This is a genomic window from Pacificibacter marinus, from assembly GCF_018860505.1.
Lineage (GTDB): Bacteria > Pseudomonadota > Alphaproteobacteria > Rhodobacterales > Rhodobacteraceae > Celeribacter > Celeribacter marinus_B.
Window position 1 is genome coordinate 30,636 of record NZ_JAHKPU010000024.1, and the last position, 19,855, is coordinate 50,490.

General features: G+C 52.2%; 16 protein-coding genes and 1 tRNA gene. 15 read left to right on the forward strand and 2 right to left on the reverse strand.

Annotated features, from left to right (window positions below; genetic code table 11):
- Positions 1–168 precede the first annotated feature (168 nt).
- From lon to KO503_RS09365, 4 genes are all read left to right on the forward strand, one after another.
- Positions 169–2,574 (forward strand): endopeptidase La, encoded by a 2,406-nt coding sequence (gene lon / locus KO503_RS09350; RefSeq protein ID WP_215991291.1) that lies wholly within the window; start codon positions 169–171, stop codon positions 2,572–2,574.
- A gap of 313 nt (positions 2,575–2,887) precedes the next feature.
- Entirely contained in the window at positions 2,888–3,307 is a 420-nt protein-coding gene (locus KO503_RS09355; protein WP_215991292.1) for an HU family DNA-binding protein, read from the forward strand.
- A 66-nt stretch (positions 3,308–3,373) separates the two neighbouring features.
- Positions 3,374–3,449: transfer RNA gene (locus tag KO503_RS09360), tRNA-Val, on the forward strand.
- A 70-nt stretch (positions 3,450–3,519) separates the two neighbouring features.
- Complete coding sequence (locus tag KO503_RS09365) at positions 3,520–4,140, forward strand: histidine phosphatase family protein (protein WP_215991293.1); 621 nt, start codon at positions 3,520–3,522, stop codon at positions 4,138–4,140.
- A 12-nt stretch (positions 4,141–4,152) separates the two neighbouring features.
- Here the strand turns inward: KO503_RS09365 and KO503_RS09370 are convergent, their stop codons facing one another.
- Positions 4,153–5,547 (reverse strand): M20/M25/M40 family metallo-hydrolase, encoded by a 1,395-nt coding sequence (locus KO503_RS09370; RefSeq protein ID WP_215991294.1) that lies wholly within the window; start codon positions 5,545–5,547, stop codon positions 4,153–4,155.
- Between the two features lie 247 nt (positions 5,548–5,794).
- Between KO503_RS09370 and hemA the strand changes: the two genes are divergently transcribed.
- The 3 genes from hemA (at position 5,795) to ispG (ending at position 9,633) form a co-directional block, all read left to right on the forward strand.
- The gene (gene hemA, locus KO503_RS09375) at positions 5,795–7,018 is read left to right on the forward strand and encodes a 5-aminolevulinate synthase (RefSeq protein WP_303506719.1); all 1,224 of its coding nucleotides are present in this window, start codon (positions 5,795–5,797) and stop codon (positions 7,016–7,018) included.
- 99 nt (positions 7,019–7,117) lie between these two features.
- On the forward strand, positions 7,118–8,329 hold the full coding sequence (locus KO503_RS09380) for a helix-turn-helix domain-containing protein (protein ID WP_215991312.1): 1,212 nt from the start codon (positions 7,118–7,120) through the stop codon (positions 8,327–8,329).
- 167 nt (positions 8,330–8,496) lie between these two features.
- On the forward strand, positions 8,497–9,633 hold the full coding sequence (ispG, locus tag KO503_RS09385) for a flavodoxin-dependent (E)-4-hydroxy-3-methylbut-2-enyl-diphosphate synthase (RefSeq protein ID WP_215991296.1): 1,137 nt from the start codon (positions 8,497–8,499) through the stop codon (positions 9,631–9,633).
- Positions 9,634–9,710: 77 nt separating this feature from the next.
- On the opposite strand, the gene KO503_RS09390 is transcribed toward ispG, so the two are convergent.
- The gene (locus KO503_RS09390) at positions 9,711–10,478 is read right to left on the reverse strand and encodes a DsbA family protein (protein WP_215991297.1); all 768 of its coding nucleotides are present in this window, start codon (positions 10,476–10,478) and stop codon (positions 9,711–9,713) included.
- Between the two features lie 172 nt (positions 10,479–10,650).
- On the opposite strand from KO503_RS09390, the gene KO503_RS09395 reads away from it, so the two are divergent.
- The 8 genes from KO503_RS09395 to KO503_RS09430 all read left to right on the forward strand — a co-directional run bounded on the left by KO503_RS09395 (position 10,651) and on the right by KO503_RS09430 (position 19,758).
- Positions 10,651–11,799, forward strand: coding sequence for a pyridoxal phosphate-dependent aminotransferase (locus KO503_RS09395; RefSeq protein WP_215991298.1), 1,149 nt, complete (start codon positions 10,651–10,653; stop codon positions 11,797–11,799).
- Between the two features lie 99 nt (positions 11,800–11,898).
- A complete protein-coding gene (locus KO503_RS09400; protein WP_215991299.1) occupies positions 11,899–13,134 on the forward strand; it encodes an N-acetylmuramoyl-L-alanine amidase in 1,236 nt (411 codons plus the stop codon).
- A gap of 187 nt (positions 13,135–13,321) precedes the next feature.
- Entirely contained in the window at positions 13,322–15,832 is a 2,511-nt protein-coding gene (locus tag KO503_RS09405) for a penicillin-binding protein 1A (protein WP_215991300.1), read from the forward strand.
- Between the two features lie 155 nt (positions 15,833–15,987).
- Positions 15,988–17,112, forward strand: a complete 1,125-nt coding sequence (gene prfB / locus KO503_RS09410) for a peptide chain release factor 2 (RefSeq protein ID WP_215991301.1) — start codon at positions 15,988–15,990, stop codon at positions 17,110–17,112.
- 341 nt (positions 17,113–17,453) lie between these two features.
- On the forward strand, positions 17,454–17,888 hold the full coding sequence (locus tag KO503_RS09415; protein ID WP_215991302.1) for a YeeE/YedE family protein: 435 nt from the start codon (positions 17,454–17,456) through the stop codon (positions 17,886–17,888).
- A gap of 1 nt (position 17,889) precedes the next feature.
- The gene (locus tag KO503_RS09420) at positions 17,890–18,333 is read left to right on the forward strand and encodes a DUF6691 family protein (RefSeq protein ID WP_215991303.1); all 444 of its coding nucleotides are present in this window, start codon (positions 17,890–17,892) and stop codon (positions 18,331–18,333) included.
- A 35-nt stretch (positions 18,334–18,368) separates the two neighbouring features.
- The gene (locus tag KO503_RS09425) at positions 18,369–19,259 is read left to right on the forward strand and encodes an MBL fold metallo-hydrolase (protein WP_215991304.1); all 891 of its coding nucleotides are present in this window, start codon (positions 18,369–18,371) and stop codon (positions 19,257–19,259) included.
- A gap of 82 nt (positions 19,260–19,341) precedes the next feature.
- Positions 19,342–19,758, forward strand: a complete 417-nt coding sequence (locus tag KO503_RS09430; protein WP_215991305.1) for a TIGR01244 family sulfur transferase — start codon at positions 19,342–19,344, stop codon at positions 19,756–19,758.
- The last annotated feature ends 97 nt before the right edge of the window (positions 19,759–19,855 follow it).

A 19,855-nucleotide genomic window follows, 5' to 3' on the forward strand; every position in this document is an offset into this window, starting at 1 on the left:
ATTTCAGTGCTTGCGGGTCGGCGCGAAGGCGGGCAAACTAAGTCCAAATCCAACTGCACTTGGTTGAAATTGGGGGCACAGGGCCCCAAATGTGATGAACCAAGTCAGGAAAGGGCCAAAGATTGCCGCCAAGCGGGATCCGGTTCTTTTGCAAAATAAGGACACAAAATGCACGAGCAACTTCAATCATATCCCGTACTGCCTTTGCGCGACATTGTGGTTTTTCCCCATATGGTCGTGCCCCTGTTCGTGGGCCGCGAAAAATCCGTAAAAGCGCTTGAGGAAGTGATGTCGCAAGACAAGCAAATCCTTTTGAGCGCACAAATTGATCCATCTGTTGATGATCCTGAAGCGGATGGCATCTACCGCATGGGTGTTTTGGCGAATGTTTTGCAATTGCTCAAATTGCCCGACGGCACCGTAAAAGTGCTGGTTGAGGGCGATAAACGCGTTCAAATTACAGAATTTGTTGAAAATGACCGTTTTTTCGAGGCGGCAACAGCCGAGCTGTTCGAAGTCGAGGGCGATCCCGCCGCTGTAACGGCCTTGGTGCGCTCTGTTGCAGAAGAATTCGCGCATTACGCCAAGATCAAAAAGAACATCCCAGAAGAGGCTTTGACCGCCGTTGATGACACCAAAGACCCTAGCAAAATGGCCGATCTTGTGGCGGGCCATTTGGGTGTCGAGGTGGCGCAAAAACAAGACTTGCTGGAAACCCTGTCGGTCGAGGCGCGCCTTGAGGCGATCTATGGCATGATGCAGGGCGAAATGTCTGTGCTTCAGGTCGAGAAAAAGATCAAAACCCGCGTCAAATCCCAGATGGAGCGCACTCAACGTGAGTACTATTTGAATGAGCAAATGAAAGCCATTCAGAAAGAGCTTGGCGATGGCGAAGAGGGTGCGAACGAGATTAACGAACTTGAAGAGAAAATTGCCAAAACCAAATTCTCTAAAGAGGCCGCTGAAAAAGTTGCAGCAGAGTTGAAGAAACTCAAATCCATGAGCCCAATGTCGGCTGAGGCCACAGTGGTGCGTAACTATTTGGATTGGATGCTGTCTATTCCATGGGGCGTCAAATCCCGTGTGAAAAAAGACCTGAAACGTGCCGAAGAGGTGCTTGATAAAGATCACTACGGTCTGGAAAAGGTCAAAGAACGCATCGTTGAATACCTTGCCGTGCAGCAACGCAGCCAAAAACTCAAAGGCCCAATCATGTGCCTCGTGGGCCCTCCTGGTGTGGGTAAAACATCACTTGGGAAATCCGTTGCCAAAGCCACAGGGCGCGAATTTATTCGTATCTCTTTGGGTGGCGTGCGTGACGAATCCGAAATTCGCGGTCACCGTCGGACCTATATCGGGTCGATGCCCGGTAAGATCATTCAGGCGTTGAAAAAAGCCAAAACCACGAACCCGCTGATCTTGCTCGATGAAATCGACAAGATGGGCCAAGACATGCGTGGCGACCCCGCGTCTGCGATGCTTGAAGTACTTGATCCTGAACAAAACTCCACCTTCGTGGATCACTACATGGAGGTCGAATACGATCTGTCCAACGTGATGTTCTTGACCACGTCCAACAGCTACAACATGCCTGGGCCATTGTTGGACCGGATGGAAATTATTCCTTTGTCTGGCTACACCGAAGACGAAAAAGCCGAGATCGCCAAGCAGCATTTGATCCCCAAGCAGATCAAAAATCATGGCCTGAAAGCGAAAGAGTTTTCGATCTCTGACGCGGCTGTATCTGATGTGATCCGTTACTACACACGTGAAGCAGGTGTGCGAAACTTGGAACGTGAAATGGCCAAGGTTGCGCGTAAGTCTTTGACAAAGATCGTCAAAAAAGAAGTGGATTCTGTTCAGGTCACCCCTGAAAACTTGGAAGACTTCTTGGGCGTGAAAAAGATGCGTTATGGTTTGGCCGAAAAAGAAGACCAAATCGGTGTTGTGACTGGATTGGCCTATACTTCTGTGGGCGGCGATTTGTTGCAAATCGAAGCCCTGCGCCTGCCTGGTAAAGGGCGGATGAAAACCACAGGTAAGCTTGGAGATGTGATGAAGGAATCCATCGACGCAGCGTCCAGCTATGTGCGTTCAATCGCGCCAGAGATCGGGTTGAAGCCGCCTGTGTTTGACACGTTGGACATTCACGTTCACGTGCCAGATGGTGCAACGCCGAAAGATGGACCCTCTGCAGGTTTGGCCATGGTCACCACGATTGTGTCTGTGCTCACCAAAATTCCCGTGCGCAAAGATATTGCGATGACGGGCGAGGTCAGCTTGCGTGGCAATGCAACGGCCATCGGTGGTTTGAAAGAAAAGCTTTTGGCGGCTTTGCGCGGGGGCATCACCACTGTGTTGATTCCCGAGGAAAACGTCAAAGATCTCGCGGACATTCCAAACAATGTCAAAGAGGGCTTGGAAATCATTCCTGTGACACATGTGTCCGAGGTTCTCAAACACGCTTTGGTGCGCGCGCCTGAGCCCATTGATTGGGACCATGAGGCCGACGATGCAGCGCGGTTGGCCAAAGCCACGGCACCTGCCGCAGAGGCTGTTCCTGTCGCGCATTAATTTTGGGATGCGCGTTGCGTGCCCCAAATTCTAAAATGATTATGAAGTTAAAATAAAGGCGTTCCAGTATATGGGGCGCCTTTGTTATATTGATGTTGGATTTGATGCATTTGTTGTGAGAGAAAAAGATGGTTTTTCGCCTGCCGTTTAATATTTTGTGTCATATTCAATCATTTAAGATGAAATTTAGTCTTAACCTGCCTGATTTATATCCAATGCGACTTGGTGGGGCATCGTAGCCATTTCCCATTTGCAACTGGGGGCGTAGAAAGGTTAATGTTTCTATAAAAGAAACAACCTAAAGGTCTGTATCATGGCAACGCGCCGCACAACGACAACGACTGAAGAACCTAGCAAAACCACAACTCCGACAACTGTTGCAACGTCTACGCCCGCCGCTGACGTCGAAGCGCCTGAGGCCAGCCTTGTACATGTTGTGAAGAAAAAAGAGCTTATTGAACGTGTGTCTGAGGCCTCTGGCATCAAAAAAGGCATCGCGAAAAAAGTGATTGAAGCGACGCTCAAAGAAATGGGCGATATTATGCAAGAAGGCACAGAGATGAATTTGCCGCCACTTGGTAAAGTGTCGATCAATCGCCAAAAAGAGGTTGCAAACGCGTTTATTTTGATCGCCAAATTGCGTCGCGCTAAAGGTATGCTTGCCAGCAAATCACCCGCAGGTGAAGGCGAAGTTGCATCCGGTGAAGATGTCGACACAACTGAATCTGAATAAAGCGAAAAAAGTGGTGTGATGGCTCTTGCATCATGCGCGTCCTAGGTCTAAACACCGCGCCACGGCGGGTCGTTAGCTCAGTTGGTAGAGCGCTTCGTTTACACCGAAGATGTCGGGAGTTCGAGCCTCTCACGACCCACCATCAGAATTCAAAGGGCACACTGCAGAGTGTGCCTTTTTTCGTTGCGTGACGCCGCCTCACGGTCTACCTCATGCGCATGATAAAACATCCCATATTTCTTTTGCGCCACGGCCAGACAGAATGGAACTTAGAAGGCCGCATGCAAGGGCAGCTTGATAGTCCGTTGACGGCAAAAGGGTGGGCACAAGCTCAGGCGCAGCGCGATATATTGAAACCTGTGTTTGCGGCTTTCCCTCAGATTGATTTTCAAGCTAGCCCGCTTGGGCGAGCATGGGACACGGCTGTCACCGCCGCAGACGGCCATCCTGTGTATCAAAATGATGTGCTCAAGGAAGTGTTTGCTGGCAGTTGGGAAGGACGCTTGCGCGCCGACATCGTCGCAGAACGTGGTGGATCGGCAGCTGAAGAGGATATGTTCGACTTGTTCTTATCCGCCCCAGACGGGGAAGGGGCCGCCACCCTCGAGCAGCGCTGTCGCAACGCTTTGAACGCCTTGAACGGGCCGGCTGTTATCGTTTCTCATGGGGTCGTCTCTGCCTTCTTGCGCGGATTGGTGCGTGGCTTAGGTATAGTTGACATCGCACGGCTGTCGCACAACCAAGGTGTCGTTTTTGCGTTGCACAACGAGTCAGAGACGATGTTGGAAACGCGCGCAGATGCTGAACTGTATTTGGCCAGCATCCGCGCTTAACGTATTTAGAATTTAGTCCTTTGATACGGCATCCAAGATGCGGGCCCACGACCGAATGCCTTTGTGAAAACTTTCCACGTCGTATTTTTCATTCGGCGAATGGATTTGATCGTCATCGCGGCCAAAGCCTGCCAACATCGCATCAACACCCACGATCCGTTTGAAGTGACCGGCGATGGGAATGGAGCCGCCACAGCCAACAAACGCCGCTTCATTCGGCCATTCATCAGACAAGGCTGCGCGGGCTTTCTCGAATGCGGGATGGTCTGTCGCCATGGTCGAGGCTTTTGAGGAACCATGCGGATTAAAGTCTACCGTGCAATCGTCTGGCAGGTTGGCGCGCACGTAGTCATAAAGTGCTGCACGAATTTTGTGAGGGTCTTGATCGCCCACCAAACGCGCTGACAACTTGACCGAGGCTTGTGACGGCAACACTGTTTTGAACCCTTTGCCTGTATAGCCACCATTGATGCCGTTGAATTCCAGCGTGGGCTCGGACCAGATCATTTGCAGTCCTGTTTTACCGTCTTCGCCAGCAGGGGTTTGCAGTCCAACCTCTCCCAAGAATGCCTCTGCGTTAAACGCGAGGGCGTCCCATTGGCTGCGCAATTCATCGGATAACTCTGGCACGCCATCATAGAAGCCGGGCAGGGTGACACGACCTGAGTCGTCATGCAGTCCGGCAAGAATCTTGTTGAGAACCCGAATTGGATTGCGGGCGATACCGCCAAACATCCCAGAATGCAGGTCTTTATTGGCGGCGGTGATGGTGATCTCGTCGCTCATCAAACCGCGCAGCATGGTGACAATCGCAGGCGTGTCGTGGCCGAAGAGACCTGTATCGCAAATCAAGGCCACATCGCCTTTCAGCTTGTCTTTATGCTCTTCCATGAAGGGCACCAATGACGGTGACCCGCTTTCTTCTTCGCCCTCAAAGAAGAATGTGATTTCGCAAGGCAGTTCGCCATGTTCGGCTTTCCAAGCGCGGCAGGCCTCGATAAAGGTCATCAACTGGCCTTTGTCATCAGACGACCCGCGCCCGCGAATTACCTGTCCTTTGGCTGTGTCTTCGATTTGTGGATCAAAAGGATCAGCGTCCCAAAGATCAATAGGGTCAATGGGTTGAACATCATAGTGGCCATAGAACACCAAGTGTGGTGCGTCTGAATTGTCAGGCCCGTCGACATGCCCCATCACCATAGGGTGGCCTGGCGTGGTATAGATTTTTGCATCGACGCCGATCGAGGACAGATCCGCGACAAGCCAATCCGCCGCAGCAGCACAGTCTTCTTTATAAGCCGGATCAGTTGAAATAGATTTCAGACGCATGAGGTCCAAAAGGCGATCCATAGACGTGGGAAGGTCTGCGTCAATACGCGACAAAACGGGAGACAGGCGTGTGGTCATGGAGGGGACTCGCTTTGGTCAAAGGGGAGGTTTCGCCACAACTTACCGCGCCAAACTGCGGTGTCCAGTCGCGGGGGGCAGTTTGATATAGATCATTCCTAAATGTATTTGCTAGAAGCTACACCAAAGGGCGCTTATATAACCGCTGACCTGACTGCTTAAATATCTTGCGTTTATTGAATATGTTTTGCAAGTTAAGCATCCACCGCTGTCAAAAGCGATGAAAGACCGAATGAGAGGACGACCCGTGAACTATACAGCACAGCTCGATGATGCGCTTCAGCGCCTGCATGACGAAGATCGTTACAGGACCTTCATTGATATCGAGCGCGAGCGTGGGAATTTCCCGCATGCTGTATGGAACAAGCCTGACGGCACAAAACAGCCTGTCACCGTTTGGTGCGGCAATGATTATCTGGGCATGGGGCAACACCCCGTTGTTCTTGAGGCGATGAAAGAAGCGGTGGATGCGACGGGTGCGGGCTCTGGCGGCACACGCAATATTTCTGGCACAACTGTTTATCACAAACGCCTTGAGGCCGAATTGGCCGATTGGCATCAAAAAGAAGCGGCCTTGGTGTTCTCATCCGCCTACATAGCCAATGACGCGACACTGTCGACTTTGCCGAAACTTTTCCCAGGTCTGATTATTTATTCTGATGCGCTCAATCATGCCTCCATGATCGAAGGCGTGCGCCGCAACGGTGGTGCAAAACGCGTGTTCCGTCACAATGATGTTGAACACCTGCGTGAGCTGCTGCAAGCCGACGACCCTAACGTGCCAAAATTAATCGCATTCGAATCTGTTTATTCTATGGATGGCGATTTTGGGCCAATCGAAGCGATCTGTGATCTGGCCGATGAATTCAACGCGCTGACCTACATCGACGAAGTGCATGCCGTTGGCATGTACGGCGCGCGTGGAGCAGGGGTTGCGGAACGTGACGGCCTGCTGGATCGTCTTGATATTATCAACGGGACGCTTGGCAAAGCGGTTGGCGTCTTTGGTGGCTACATCGCGGCTTCTGCCAAGATGTGTGACGCTGTGCGGTCTTATGCGCCTGGGTTTATTTTCACTACTTCACTGCCCCCTGCCGTCGTGGCGGGCGCTGCGGCCTCTATCGCCCATCTCAAAACAGATCAGGCCTTGCGCGCACAGCATCAAACACAAGCCGCAATCCTGAAATTGCGTCTCAAAGGCCTTGGCTTGCCTATCGTCGATCATGGTAGCCATATTGTGCCGCTGATTGTTGGTGACCCTAAACACACAAAGCTGATGTCCGATATGATGCTTGAAGGCTTTGGTATCTACGTCCAACCGATCAACTACCCAACTGTGCCCCGTGGCACAGAGCGCTTGCGCTTTACACCCTCTCCGGTTCATGGCGCACGGGAAATGGACACTTTGATACACGCATTAGATGATCTGTGGTCCCATTGTGCGCTGAATCGTGCCGAATTGGCTGGTTAACCATTTTTCACTCTGTGCGCTGCCTTTGACCATATGCTAATTAAATACAGATATAGCGAACGAATCGCTAAATCGAATTGGGGCAATCTAGGTATGCGGATGTTGGGGCGGTGGAGTAAACCACCAGTCGAGGAAGAACAGCAGCCACGCGGTTTTGACGACTTCGAGCTCAAGCTTGGTGACGTCATGCGCGGGGAACGTGCAACACTTGGCAAATCGCTTCTTGATGTCCAACGCGAATTGAAAATCAAAGCGACTTATGTTGCGGCGATTGAAAACGCCGATCCTTCTGTTTTTGAAACCCAAGGCTTTATCGCGGGATATGTACGCTCTTATGCGCGCTATCTTGACCTTGATCCTGAGTGGGCTTTCGCCCGTTTCAGCGCTGAAAGCGGTTTCGCTGTGGCGCATGGCATGTCGCCCGCAGCCTCTTCTGCACGCAAGCCGTCGGCGATGGCATTGTCGACGTCAAAGCGCAAATCCGACGATCCTTATGCTGATCCGAACGCTTCTTTCGTCCCCCGTGGTGAAAGCTTTTTTGCGCGTATCGAACCCAGTGCGATTGGATCTACTGCTGTTTTGCTCGCCCTTGTTGGGGTGATTGGCTATGGCGGCTGGTCTGTTTTGCAAGAAATTCAAAAAGTGCAACTTGCGCCTGTTGATCAAGCGCCAGGTGTGGCTTCTGAAACCACAACACTTTCTGAGACCTCAGTTGTTGTTGCGGGGTTGGATGAAAGCGTAGGGGTTTCTACCCCCTCATCCGAGGCGCTTGACCGTCTTTACCGTCCACAAGCTTTGACCACACCGGTTCTCGTGCCGCGTGATGGCCCGATTGCCTCTCTTGATCCGCGCACCGGTGGTGCATTGGTGCAAGAAGAAAGCGCTGAAGATCGCCTTGAGGCGATGTCGCGTCAATTGGCCTCTGCTGCGATTGCCGGACCTGATGCTTCGGTGATCCAAGTTGTGGAAGAGGCCGCGCCAGAACTGGCTTTGATCGCTGTGCGCCCATCTTGGGTGCGTGTCAGCTCTGCCGATGGGTCTGTTTTACTGGAAAAAATTCTTGATGCAGGTGAACGTTACATTTTGCCTGCGACCGAAGAAGCCCCACTTTTGCGCACGGGCAATGGCGGTGGCGTTTACTTTGCTTTGAACGGCCAAGCTTATGGCCCTGCAGGTGAATCCGGTTCTGTGGTGAAAAACATCGCTTTGTCGGAACTGGATATCTCAGACAGTTTTGAGGCCGTCGATCTTGCGGCCAATGATTTTGTTGCTGAGATGTTCAAGGTGGCTCAAAACACCACCGCAGAATAATTTGATCGTTGTTCACAATATCGTTTGAGTTTGCCTCATCCGTAACATGCTTTTGTGCGAGGCAAACCCACTGCGCTGTCTGCGATTGTATGCTTTGTCCCATTGCCCCCAACGTTTACACAAACTATCTATAGGGCAACGACACAAAACGTTCCGAAAGGTGCCCCATGTCCCTGAACCATATCCGTCCGTGGCGTAATATTTATCGTCGGACCAGCCGCCAGATTATGGTGGGCAATGTACCGGTTGGCGGCGATGCGCCAATTTCGGTTCAGACTATGACCAACACAGACAGTTCGGATGTACGTGCGACTTTGGATCAGGTGTTGCGCTCTGCTGATGCGGGTGCGGACATTGTGCGCATTTCAGCACCCGATGAGGGCGCCACGAAAGCTCTCAAAGAAATCTGCCGTGAAAGCCCCGTGCCCATCGTGGCTGACATTCATTTTCACTACAAACGAGCTATTGAAGCTGCTGAGGCAGGGGTGGCATGTCTGCGGATCAATCCCGGTAATATCGGTGATGAAAAGCGCGTGAAAGACGTGATCAAGGCTGCAAAAGACTATGGATGTGCAATCCGTATTGGCGTGAACGCGGGGTCTTTGGAAAAGCATCTTTTGGATAAATACGGTGAGCCTTGCCCTGACGCGATGGTCGAAAGCGGCATGGATCACATCAAGATTTTGCAAGACAATGACTTTCACGAATTCAAAATCTCAGTGAAAGCCTCTGACGTGTTTATGGCTTCTGCCGCCTATCAGCAATTGTCCGAGGCGACAGATGCGCCGATCCATTTGGGCATCACTGAGGCGGGCGGTCTGACATCCGGCACGATCAAATCTGCCATCGGAATGGGGCAATTGTTGTGGATGGGTATCGGCGATACGATCCGTGTGTCTTTATCTGCTGACCCTGTGGAAGAAGTCAAAGTTGGCTATGAAATCCTGAAATCTTTGGGCTTGCGTCACCGCGGCGTGAACATCATTTCGTGTCCATCTTGCGCGCGTCAAGGATTTGACGTGATCAAAACCGTCGAGACCTTGGAAAAGCGTTTAGAGCATATCAAAACACCGATGAGCCTATCTATCATCGGCTGTGTTGTGAATGGTCCTGGCGAGGCGTTGATGACCGATGTCGGTTGGACAGGCGGCGGCGCTGGATCAGGTATGGTGTATTTGGCAGGCAAGCAATCGCACAAGCAGTCCAACGAGGACATGGTGGATCATATCGTCGAACAGGTTGAAAAAAAGGCGGCTGAAATTGCCAAGCGTATGGCCGAAGAAGACATGGCCGCAGCCGAGTAAACTTGGGTGTCGTCTAAAGAAAAACCCCGCTTGATTGGCGGGGTTTTGTCATTTCAAAATCGCATGTGTTAAGGCCCTTAGCCCTGTGCACGCAGCTCTGCCACGATTTCGACCATGCTGTCGTAGGGCACATAGCCACGGACCACTTCGGATTCCATGATGAAGGCGGGCGTGCCGTTGATTTGCATCGCCTGACCTAATGCATGATTTTGTGCGATGATTTGGGTGACCTCATCGGACTCCATTCGGTCCATCACGGCGTCAACATCGACATCCGTGCCGCGCAACAGGCGCTTCAAGCTGCCCTCTGAGACGTTGTTGCCGCCAGACATCAAAGCCTCATGCACCTGCGCGTAGGCTTCATCACCGGCCACCAAGTGTGTGGCGATGGCAAAGCGTGAGGCCAAAATGGAATCTTCGCCCAGAATAGGGAATTCTTTAACGATCAATTTAATATTGCCGTCGTTTTCAAGCAAAGCAGACACATCAGGATGCGCTCTTTTGCAATAGCTACAACGGTAGTCCAAAAACTCGACCAATGTGATGTCGCCCTCAGGGTTGCCCAAAACCAAATCCGCAGGGGACTCGAATAAGGCAACCGCATTTGCTGAAACCAAATTGCGGTCTGTTTCTTCGGCCGTTTGCGCATTGCGCTGTTCCAACACGGCAATGGCTTCCATCAAGACTTCTGGATTGTCCAAAAGATAGGCGCGCACTTCAGCGCGAAAGGCGTCACGGTCGGCGTCGTTCAGATCGGTCAGATCGCTGGACCAAGCGGCACTCGCCACAGACAAAGCCGTAAGCGCGCAGACACTTAGGGTCAAAAGAGGGCGGGTGAAACGCATTGGTGTTCTCCATTTTAATGTGTCGCCTTAGGTCTAGCACAGATAAATGCGGCGTCCAGCCAACAGTTTTATGAAAGGCGGGATGCCGCACCCCTAAAGTCAGGCATGGCATTGCGTTTTTGGGGCTGCGCTGGCATCCCTAGCGAAATGCCCGTTTCAAGAGTGATCGCAGATGAAAATTTCACGCCGCAGTGCCGTTGCCCCCTTTATCGTCATGGATGTGATGGAGGCCGCCCGCGCCGCCGAAGCTGAGGGGCGCCATATTATTCATATGGAAGTGGGGCAGCCCGCAACGGGGGCGCCAGCACTGGCGCGTGCGCGTTTGGCACAAGAGATGGAGCAAGGTCCCTTGGGCTACACCGTCGCTTTGGGCTTGCCTGATCTGCGAAAAGGCATCGCGGAGTTGTACAAAGATTGGTACGGTATCGATCTTGATCCTGCGCGTGTGATCGTGACCTCAGGGTCGTCGGGCGCGTTTGTTTTGGCCTTTACGGCCTTGTTTGATGCAGGAGCCAAAGTGGGGTTGGGCGAACCGGGGTATCCCTCATATCGTCAAATTTTGAGCGCGCTTGATCTTGAACCTGTTGGCATTCAGTCCAAGTTGGAAAATAGATTGCAACCGGTGCCCAGTGATCTACCGAACGGGCTAGATGGCTTGATCGTGGCCTCTCCGGGCAATCCATCGGGCACGATGCTGGATCGCAGTGCCATGGCTGCATTGATAGAAACCTGCGCAGACACAGGCGTGTCGTTTATTTCGGACGAGATTTATCATGGCATTCAATATGACGGACGCGCGGTATCGGCCTTGGAAGTCTCTGATGATGTCTATGTGATCAATTCCTTTTCCAAGTATTTTTCGATGACGGGCTGGCGTGTTGGCTGGATGGTTGTTCCCGAAGATCACGTGCGGGTGATCGAGCGTTTGGCGCAAAATCTATTTATATGTCCGCCGCATGCGGCCCAAATCGCAGCACTTGGCGCACTGCAATCGCGTGAGGAATGTGATGCGCATACACAGGTCTACGCGGAAAATCGTAGGCTGATGCTGGATGGCTTGCCCAAAGCGGGTTTTGACAAAATAGCACCGCCGGACGGGGCGTTTTATATCTACGCAGATGTGTCTGAATTGACGGAGGACAGCCGTGCCTTTTGCGCTGAAATTTTGCAACAGGCTGGTGTTGCAGTGACGCCTGGGTTGGATTTTGACAAACAACGTGGCGCGCAGACGTTACGGTTTTCTTATGCACGATCCACGGCGGATATTGTTGAAGGGCTCGCACGCCTCAACGCCTTTATGACATCGCGCCGTAAGAGATGAAATATGCCCGAAAGTTCTGTGCTTCTTGGCTAGAATTTTTTCCACCTGCAAGTTACACTGCACTTTAAGAGCCTAAAATAAGGTTCAGATGAGGTAAAAATGCAGTTTCCCAAAACCTGTTTGATCGCAGCGGCGTTTGGCGCGTGGAGTTTTTTCACGCCGGTTAGTCTGTCCGCGCAAGACAATTTCGTTGCTTTGGCGCAGGTGAGCGGCGATGACGCGCGCGTCGTGGATCGTGGTGATGGAGCGACATTGAACCTGTCTCTGAGCCAGCCCGTGCCATATCGCATTTTTACTCTGACTGATCCACTGCGCATGGTTATCGATTTTGCTGAAGTGGACTGGACGGGGTTTAACCCTATCAGTTTTGATCAAGCCACGTCTGTCATGGCTGTCAGAGTGGGGGGCTTTCGCCCTGGTTGGTCGCGCATGGTCTTGGATCTGTCCAGCCCGATTGCTGTAACCTCGGCGCAGATGTTGCGCACCGACGCGGGGGCGACGTTGCTGCTCAGTTTAGATTCTGTAAACGATGCAGATTTTACTGCGGGCTCTGGCGTGCCTGAAACGGCACAATTTGCATTGGCGGGGGATCCTGTTGAGCTTGCCCCTGTGGCCCGTGCGCCGATTGGCACTGGACCTTTGCGGGTTGTGCTTGATCCGGGACATGGCGGGATCGACCCCGGTGCGGTGCGCGATGGTCTTCATGAAGCGGATTTGATGCTGAGCTTTGCCCAAGAATTGCGAGATGTCTTGGTGCGAGCCGGCGGGTTTGAAGTCGTCTTGACGCGTGATGATGATTCCTTTGTTCCGCTTGAAAGCCGTATTTCTATCGCGCGTGCCGTGGCCGCTGACGTGTTTATATCGCTGCACGCTGATGCGATTTCCGAAGGCCATGCAGAGGGCGCAACTGTATATACGCTGGCTGAACGGGCATCAGACGAAGCGTCTGTGAAATTAGCGGAACGTCATGATCGGGCTGATCTGTTGGCGGGTATCGATTTGAGTGACCAAGATGATGTGATCGCATCCGTCTTGCTGGATATGGCACGCACAGAAACAGTACCGCGCACAGATCGTTTGGCCGAGGCTTTGGTGTCACGGCTGCAAAAGTCGATTGAAATGCACAAACGTCCACGGATGGAAGCTGGTTTTTCTGTGCTTAAATCCGCAGATGTGCCGTCGATATTGCTTGAATTAGGGTTTCTATCGTCGCCCAAAGATCGTGCCAATTTGATCGATGTCGAATGGCGTCAGACGACGGCGCAAGCAATCCGTGATGCGCTTGTCACTTGGGTAGATGAAGAACGTGCTGTCGCGGTGAAAACGCGCCAATAGATGCAATACCGCCGTGATCTGTGTCGATCTGCGGTGGTCATCCGATAATTCCCCGTATTTGAAGCGCAATTCTGCTCACATTATCGCCAGTTGGTTTTGACCCGCGCCTCGACCCCGTATAAGTAAGGACGGCAGACGCAGGCACGAGCAACGACTCGTGTGATCGGTGGTGAGAAAGGCTCTCAATTTGGCTCGGTTTATTTTTTCCTTCATTGGGACGATCTTTTCGTGGATCACTACGGCCGCATTCTTGGGTGCTGCTGTTATTGGTGGTATCTTTTGGATGTACGGGCGTGATTTGCCTGACCACGAGGCCTTGGCACAATATACGCCGCCAACCATCAGTCGCATTTATTCTGGCGAGGGGCGTATCATCGATGAATTCGCGCGTGAGCGTCGATTGTACACGCCTGCCGCAGAAATTCCCGATTTGGTGAAATATGCGTTTATTTCGGTCGAGGATAAGAATTTCTATTCCCACAAGGGCTATGATCCTTTGGGGATTCTCAAAGCCGCCGTGCAATGTGCTCAGGGTGCACGCTGTCGTGGGGCCTCGACCATCACGCAACAGGTGATGAAAAACTTTTTGCTGTCCTCGGACAGGTCAGCAGAACGTAAGATCAAAGAAATCATCTTGGCTGCGCGCCTTGAAAGAACCTTGTCGAAGGACGACATCCTTGCGCTTTATCTGAATGAAATCGATCTGGGGGCGCGCTCTTTTGGTGTGACGGCTGCGGCGCAGACCTATTTCAACAAATCTTTGAGCGAGTTGAATATCGAAGAGGCCGCATTTCTAGCGATTCAGCCCAGAGCCCCTTATTCTTACCACCCCGTCAACAATTATGACGCTGCTTTGGATCGCCGCAACAATGTCGCGCTGCGTGAAATGTACGAGAACGGGCATATTTCTTTAGAGCAATACGAGCATGCAAAAGCACAGCCGATCAGATCTGTGCAAAATGGTGATTTTGACAGCTACCGCAAAGCTTTGCCGCCACGCGATTACTTCACCGATGAAATCCGTCGCCAACTATCCAAAAACTTTGGTACAGATGAATTTTTCGAAGGCGGCTTGTCCATTCGTGCGACCATCGATCCTGAACTGCAAACCCAAGCGGCGCATGCGTTGCAAGGTCGTTTGGAAACGCTGGATCGTGAACAGGGGCGCTGGCGTGGCACAGGCAAAAGCATCGATGCCGCAGCTTTGGACAACGGGACTTGGGAAGAGGCTTTGAGCGATGTTCGCGTGGCTCGTGACGTGACGCTCGACAGTCAATGGTTTGTGGGGGTCGTTGATCAAGTTGGCGATCAATCCATGACGCTAATGGTTGAAACCGTTGGCGAGGCCACCGTACCGCGCAATGATATTGGCTGGGTCAGAGGGTCGTTCAAAGACAACTTTACCCGTGGCGATATCGTTCATGTGCGTCGCATGACGTCGGGTGACAATGGCACAGGTGATTTCATTCGCTGGACATTGCGCCAAGTGCCCGAAGTGCAAGGCGGCTTTATGGCGATGGACGTCAACACCGGCCGTGTGATTGCGATGCAGGGCGGTTTTTCTTATCAAAACTCGGTGTTTAACCGTGCAACCCAAGCCACGCGCCAGCCGGGGTCATCGTTTAAGCCCTTTGTTTATGCCGCCGCTCTTGATTCAGGGTTTTCGCCCGCAACGATTGTTGTAGATGCGCCGATCGAGATCAACACACCCCAAGGGGTTTGGCGTCCGAAAAACGCATCGCGTCGTTTTTATGGCCCAACGCCGCTGCGCACAGGGATCGAACAATCACGGAACTTGATGACCATCCGTTTGGCCCAAGAGGTTGGTATGGATGTGGTTGCAAGCTATGCAGAACGGTTCGGCGTTTATGATCGCATGGGGCAATATTTGGCCTCGTCTTTGGGAGCCGAAGAAACAACGCTGTTCAAAATGGTGGCCGCTTACGCGATGTTTGCCAATGGCGGCGAACGGGTTGAGCCGACACTTGTGGACCGTGTGCAAGACCGCTGGGGCAAGACCATCTATCGTCATGATCAACGCATCTGTGAAGAATGTGATCTGCCTGACATCAGCGCTGGAGTAGCACCGACGATTGTGTCCAACCGCGAACGCGTGATGAACGCGATCACAGCCTATCAATTGACATCCATGATGCAGGGCGTTGTCAGCCGCGGCACAGCTAGAGGTCGGGTGAACCTGCCTGTACCTGTAGCTGGTAAAACAGGCACCACGAACGATGGTAAAGACGCTTGGTTCGTTGGCTTTACCTCGAACATCGTTGCTGGTTGCTACATTGGGTATGATACGCCGCGCGCTATGGCTGGGGCCTCTGGTGGTGGGTTCTGTGGCCCTGTGTTCAACGAATTCATGCAAAAAGCCGTGGCCAAATATGGCTCAGGTAAGTTCCGCGTGCCGCCCGGCGGACGCTTTATCAAGATTGACCGCTTCACCGGTGCGCGCTTGTCTGATGATGCCTCTGGTGCAAATGTTGTTGCGGAATATTTCCGTAACGGCGAAGAGCCAGTGTTCGGTTTGGCCTTTGATGGTGGTTTTGCGATGGGGTCAGATTTGCCGCTTTACACATCTGATGCATCTGACGCGGGCGGCACGCGTGACGTGCAAACCGGTTCCGGTCGGGTGATCAAAGTGCCCAAAAAAGCGACCATCAATTCCCTGTCCTCTGGCGGGCTTTATTGAATTCTGCCGCACCTTTATGAGGTGCGGCAGACCCATTTGCGAACAGGCGCGGCATTGATTGTTGGGAAATCCCTTGTGTCTGGCGTGATGCGCTCGTAAATGTATTTCCCAATTCAGACGTGGCCTTTTGGCTATATATAATAAGGTAGATGCACGTGCGCGCCGAGATTCAAAATTCAGTTACGAAGATCGAAAAATCCATCGAGTTGCTCAAACAGCGCCTCGACTGGGAAACCGCGCCGTATCGCTTGGAAGAATTTGGCGCGATGATCGAAGATCCGACCCTGTGGGATGATCCTGAACGGGCACAGAAATTGATGCGGGATCGTCAGACCTTGATGGATGCTGTCGATATGGCCAAAAGCATCGCGCAAGAGATGCAAGACAACATCGACATGATCGAACTTGGCGAAATGGAAGAGGACCAAGAGGTCATCACCGACGCCGAACAAGCTCTACAAGCGCTTGAAGTCAAAGCGGCTGAGAAAGAGTTGGAGGCTTTGCTGGACGGTGAAGCGGACGGCAATGACACCTTTCTTGAGATCAATTCTGGCGCTGGCGGCACAGAGTCATGTGACTGGGCATCTATGTTGGCGCGTATGTATATTCGTTGGGCCGAGAAAAAAGGCTATAAGGTCGAATTGCAATCTGAAAGCGCGGGCGAGGAAGCTGGCATCAAATCTGCCGCTTATAAAATTTCGGGCCACAATGCCTATGGTTGGTTGAAATCTGAAAGCGGCGTGCACCGTCTTGTGCGGATTTCGCCCTTTGACAGTGCAGCCAAGCGCCACACCTCTTTTACATCGGTGAAAGTCTACCCTGTGGTGGACGACAATATCGAGATTGAGGTGAACCCATCAGACATTCGCATCGACACCTACCGGTCGTCCGGGGCAGGTGGGCAGCACGTGAACACCACGGACTCTGCCGTGCGGATCACGCACGCGCCAACGGGCATCGTGGTGACGTCGTCAGAAAAGTCACAACACCAAAACCGTGACATCGCCATGAAAGCTTTGAAATCGCGCCTGTACCAAATCGAGTTGGACAAACGTTCTGCCATGGTCAATGAAGTCCATGAAAACGCAGGCGATGCGGGCTGGGGCAACCAAATCCGGTCCTACGTGTTGCAGCCTTATCAGATGGTCAAAGACCTGCGCACGAACTTTGAAACCTCTGACACCAAAGGTGTTTTGGACGGCGATTTGGACGGTTTGATGGCGGCCACTTTGGCGCAAAACGTGTCTGGAAAATCCCGCGCGGATGCTCAAGGCGAGTAAACCTGTTCGAGCCGTTGCGCCCTATTTGTGACTGCCCTTTGGTCTAGGGATGTCGCAATTGCGAGTGCGACATTGCATTGTGATTTCGATCTTAGTGCGGGGTTTCCAAGATGTCATATAAATCATTACTTTGTCGTGTTCCGAGTTGGTCTGCCTTAGGCTTTTAAAAGCCGTGCGGTGTGCCAAACCGTGTCTTTTTGCATAGCGGAAATGAAGAAAACCGCATTCATATTCCATTTTTCCGATCTTATGTGACAAACTCACGGACGCGGCCTGTTCCTTGGCTTAGACAGGGGACAAATACGACGTGCCACAACACGTCTTTGACAAGGAAACGCACAATGATTACGGAATTTACACCATGGGCATCATTGATCGGGGGTATCCTGATTGGTGGCTCTGCGGTCTTACTGATGGCCTTTCAGGGACGAGTGTTTGGCGCGACAGGTATTTTGGCTGGGTTCTTGCAACCCAACGGATCAGGCGACTGGGCGTGGCGTGCTGCCATATTGGCGGGCATGGTCACGGGGCCAACGCTGTACATGCTGTTCACGGGCGCTATGCCAGCGGTTGATGTGCCTGTGTCGCGTCTGGCGTTGATCGTCGGTGGATTTATTGTTGGCCTTGGGGTCACTTTCGGCTCTGGCTGCACCTCTGGTCACGGTGTCTGCGGTATGGCGCGGCTCAGTCCGCGGTCTATTGCGGCAACTGTTACTTTTATGATCACCACTGGCTTCACAGTCTACATTGTGCGCCATATTTTGGGAGGTGTCTAAGATGAAACATGTTTTGACCTATGCGATTGGTTTGATGTTTGGCCTTGGAATTTCCATGGGCGGCATGGCCAATCCTGCAAAAGTTGTTAACTTCTTTGATGTGGCTGGCACTTGGGACGCATCTTTGGCCTTTGTGATGGGCGGAGCTGTGATTACGGCTTTTATCGGCTATCGTATTGTGTTTGGCCGCTGGGACACCCCAGTGTTCGAGCCTACTTTCAACGTGCCAACCAGCCGTCGGATTGATGTGCGCCTGATTGGTGGAGCGGCTGTCTTTGGTATCGGTTGGGGCATCGCTGGGTTCTGCCCTGGTGGCGCTTTGCCAGCCCTTGGTACTGGCGATGCGGATGTCTTTATCTTTTTTGCGGCTTTGGTCGCGGGCATCTTGGCAGCGAAATTTTTGATGAAACGGTCCGCGATGCGCGCAACGCAAACGGCGACCTAACGACAATAGACTTAAAGACAATAAAGGACGATATCATGACGCTGCAATATCCTGTCAACATGTCACAAATACCTGACGTGAAAGCCTTTTTTGATCCAGCAACATGGACCATTTCTTATGTGGTGCGTGATCCGAACTCAAAGTCTTGCGCTGTCGTCGACAGTGTGATGGATATCGATTACGCGGCGGGGCGCATTTCCTATGAAAGTGCTGATGCGATCATCGCCTATATCGAGGCCGAAGGGCTGACGCTGGAATGGCTTTTGGAAACCCATGTCCATGCTGATCACCTGTCAGGCGCGCCGTATATTCAAGGTAAACTGGGCGGCAAAATTGGCATCGGTGAAAATATCACCATCGTCCAAGATGTCTTTGGCAAAGTGTTTAATGAGGGCACTGAATTTCAACGCGACGGGTCACAGTTCGATCGTCTGTTTAAAGACGGTGATACTTATAAAATCGGTACATTGGACTGTTTCACCATGCACACGCCTGGTCACACGCCAGCTTGCATGACGCATACTGTTGGCAACGCCACCTTTACCGGCGATACGCTCTTTATGCCCGATGGAGGGTCAGCGCGTGCGGATTTCCCCGGTGGGGATGCGGCGACCTTGTTTGACAGTATTCAAAAGGTACTGGCCTTGCCTGACGATATGCGCCTGTTTATGTGTCACGATTACGGGCCAAATGGACGTGATATCGAGTGGGAAACCACAGTGGGCGACGAGCGTGCGCATAATATCCACGTTGGTGCAGGTAAAACCAAAGAGGATTTCGTTACCTTCCGCGAGGAACGCGACGCTCAACTGGACATGCCACGGCTGATTATTCCGTCTTTGCAGGTGAATATGCGCGCTGGGGAATTGCCCCCAGCCGATAAGGATGGCAAAACTTTCTTAAAGGTGCCAGTGAACGGTCTGTAAACCGTCAAAATCGCGCAGCACCCTGTTCTGTCCCTCAAAGGGGCAGGGCGGTTTAGACCCTACAGCATGGAAAGTACGCCTCATGGATTTCAATAAAATCAACGATCAACTCACTGTCAGCGGGCAAATTCTACCAACTGAAGTCACAACTTTGGTTGAAAAAGGTTTTAAAACCTTGATCTGCAATCGCCCTGATGAGGAAGTTGAAGAGGTATTGCAATCAACCGCAATGGAAACCGCAGCTAAGGCCGCTGGCCTGAACTTTCGCTATATTCCGATTTACCCCGGTCAGTTCACCGAAGAGAATGTGTCTGAGCTAACAGCCGTGATGACCGATCTTGATGGACCTATCTATGCTTACTGTCGCTCAGGCACGCGGTCTTGCACCCTTTGGGCCTTGTCGCAGGCAGGTCTTTTGGACGCGGGCGATATTATTTCGCAAGCCGCCGATGGGGGCTATGATTTGCGCGGTATGGCTGCTTATCTCACTGGAAAATAATCTGTGGCCTAGATGCGTGTCGTTAACACCGCGCGGCGCAGATTACAGGTTTTTGATCACTTCGCCGCGCGTTTGAATGTGCTTGTGATATTGAAAA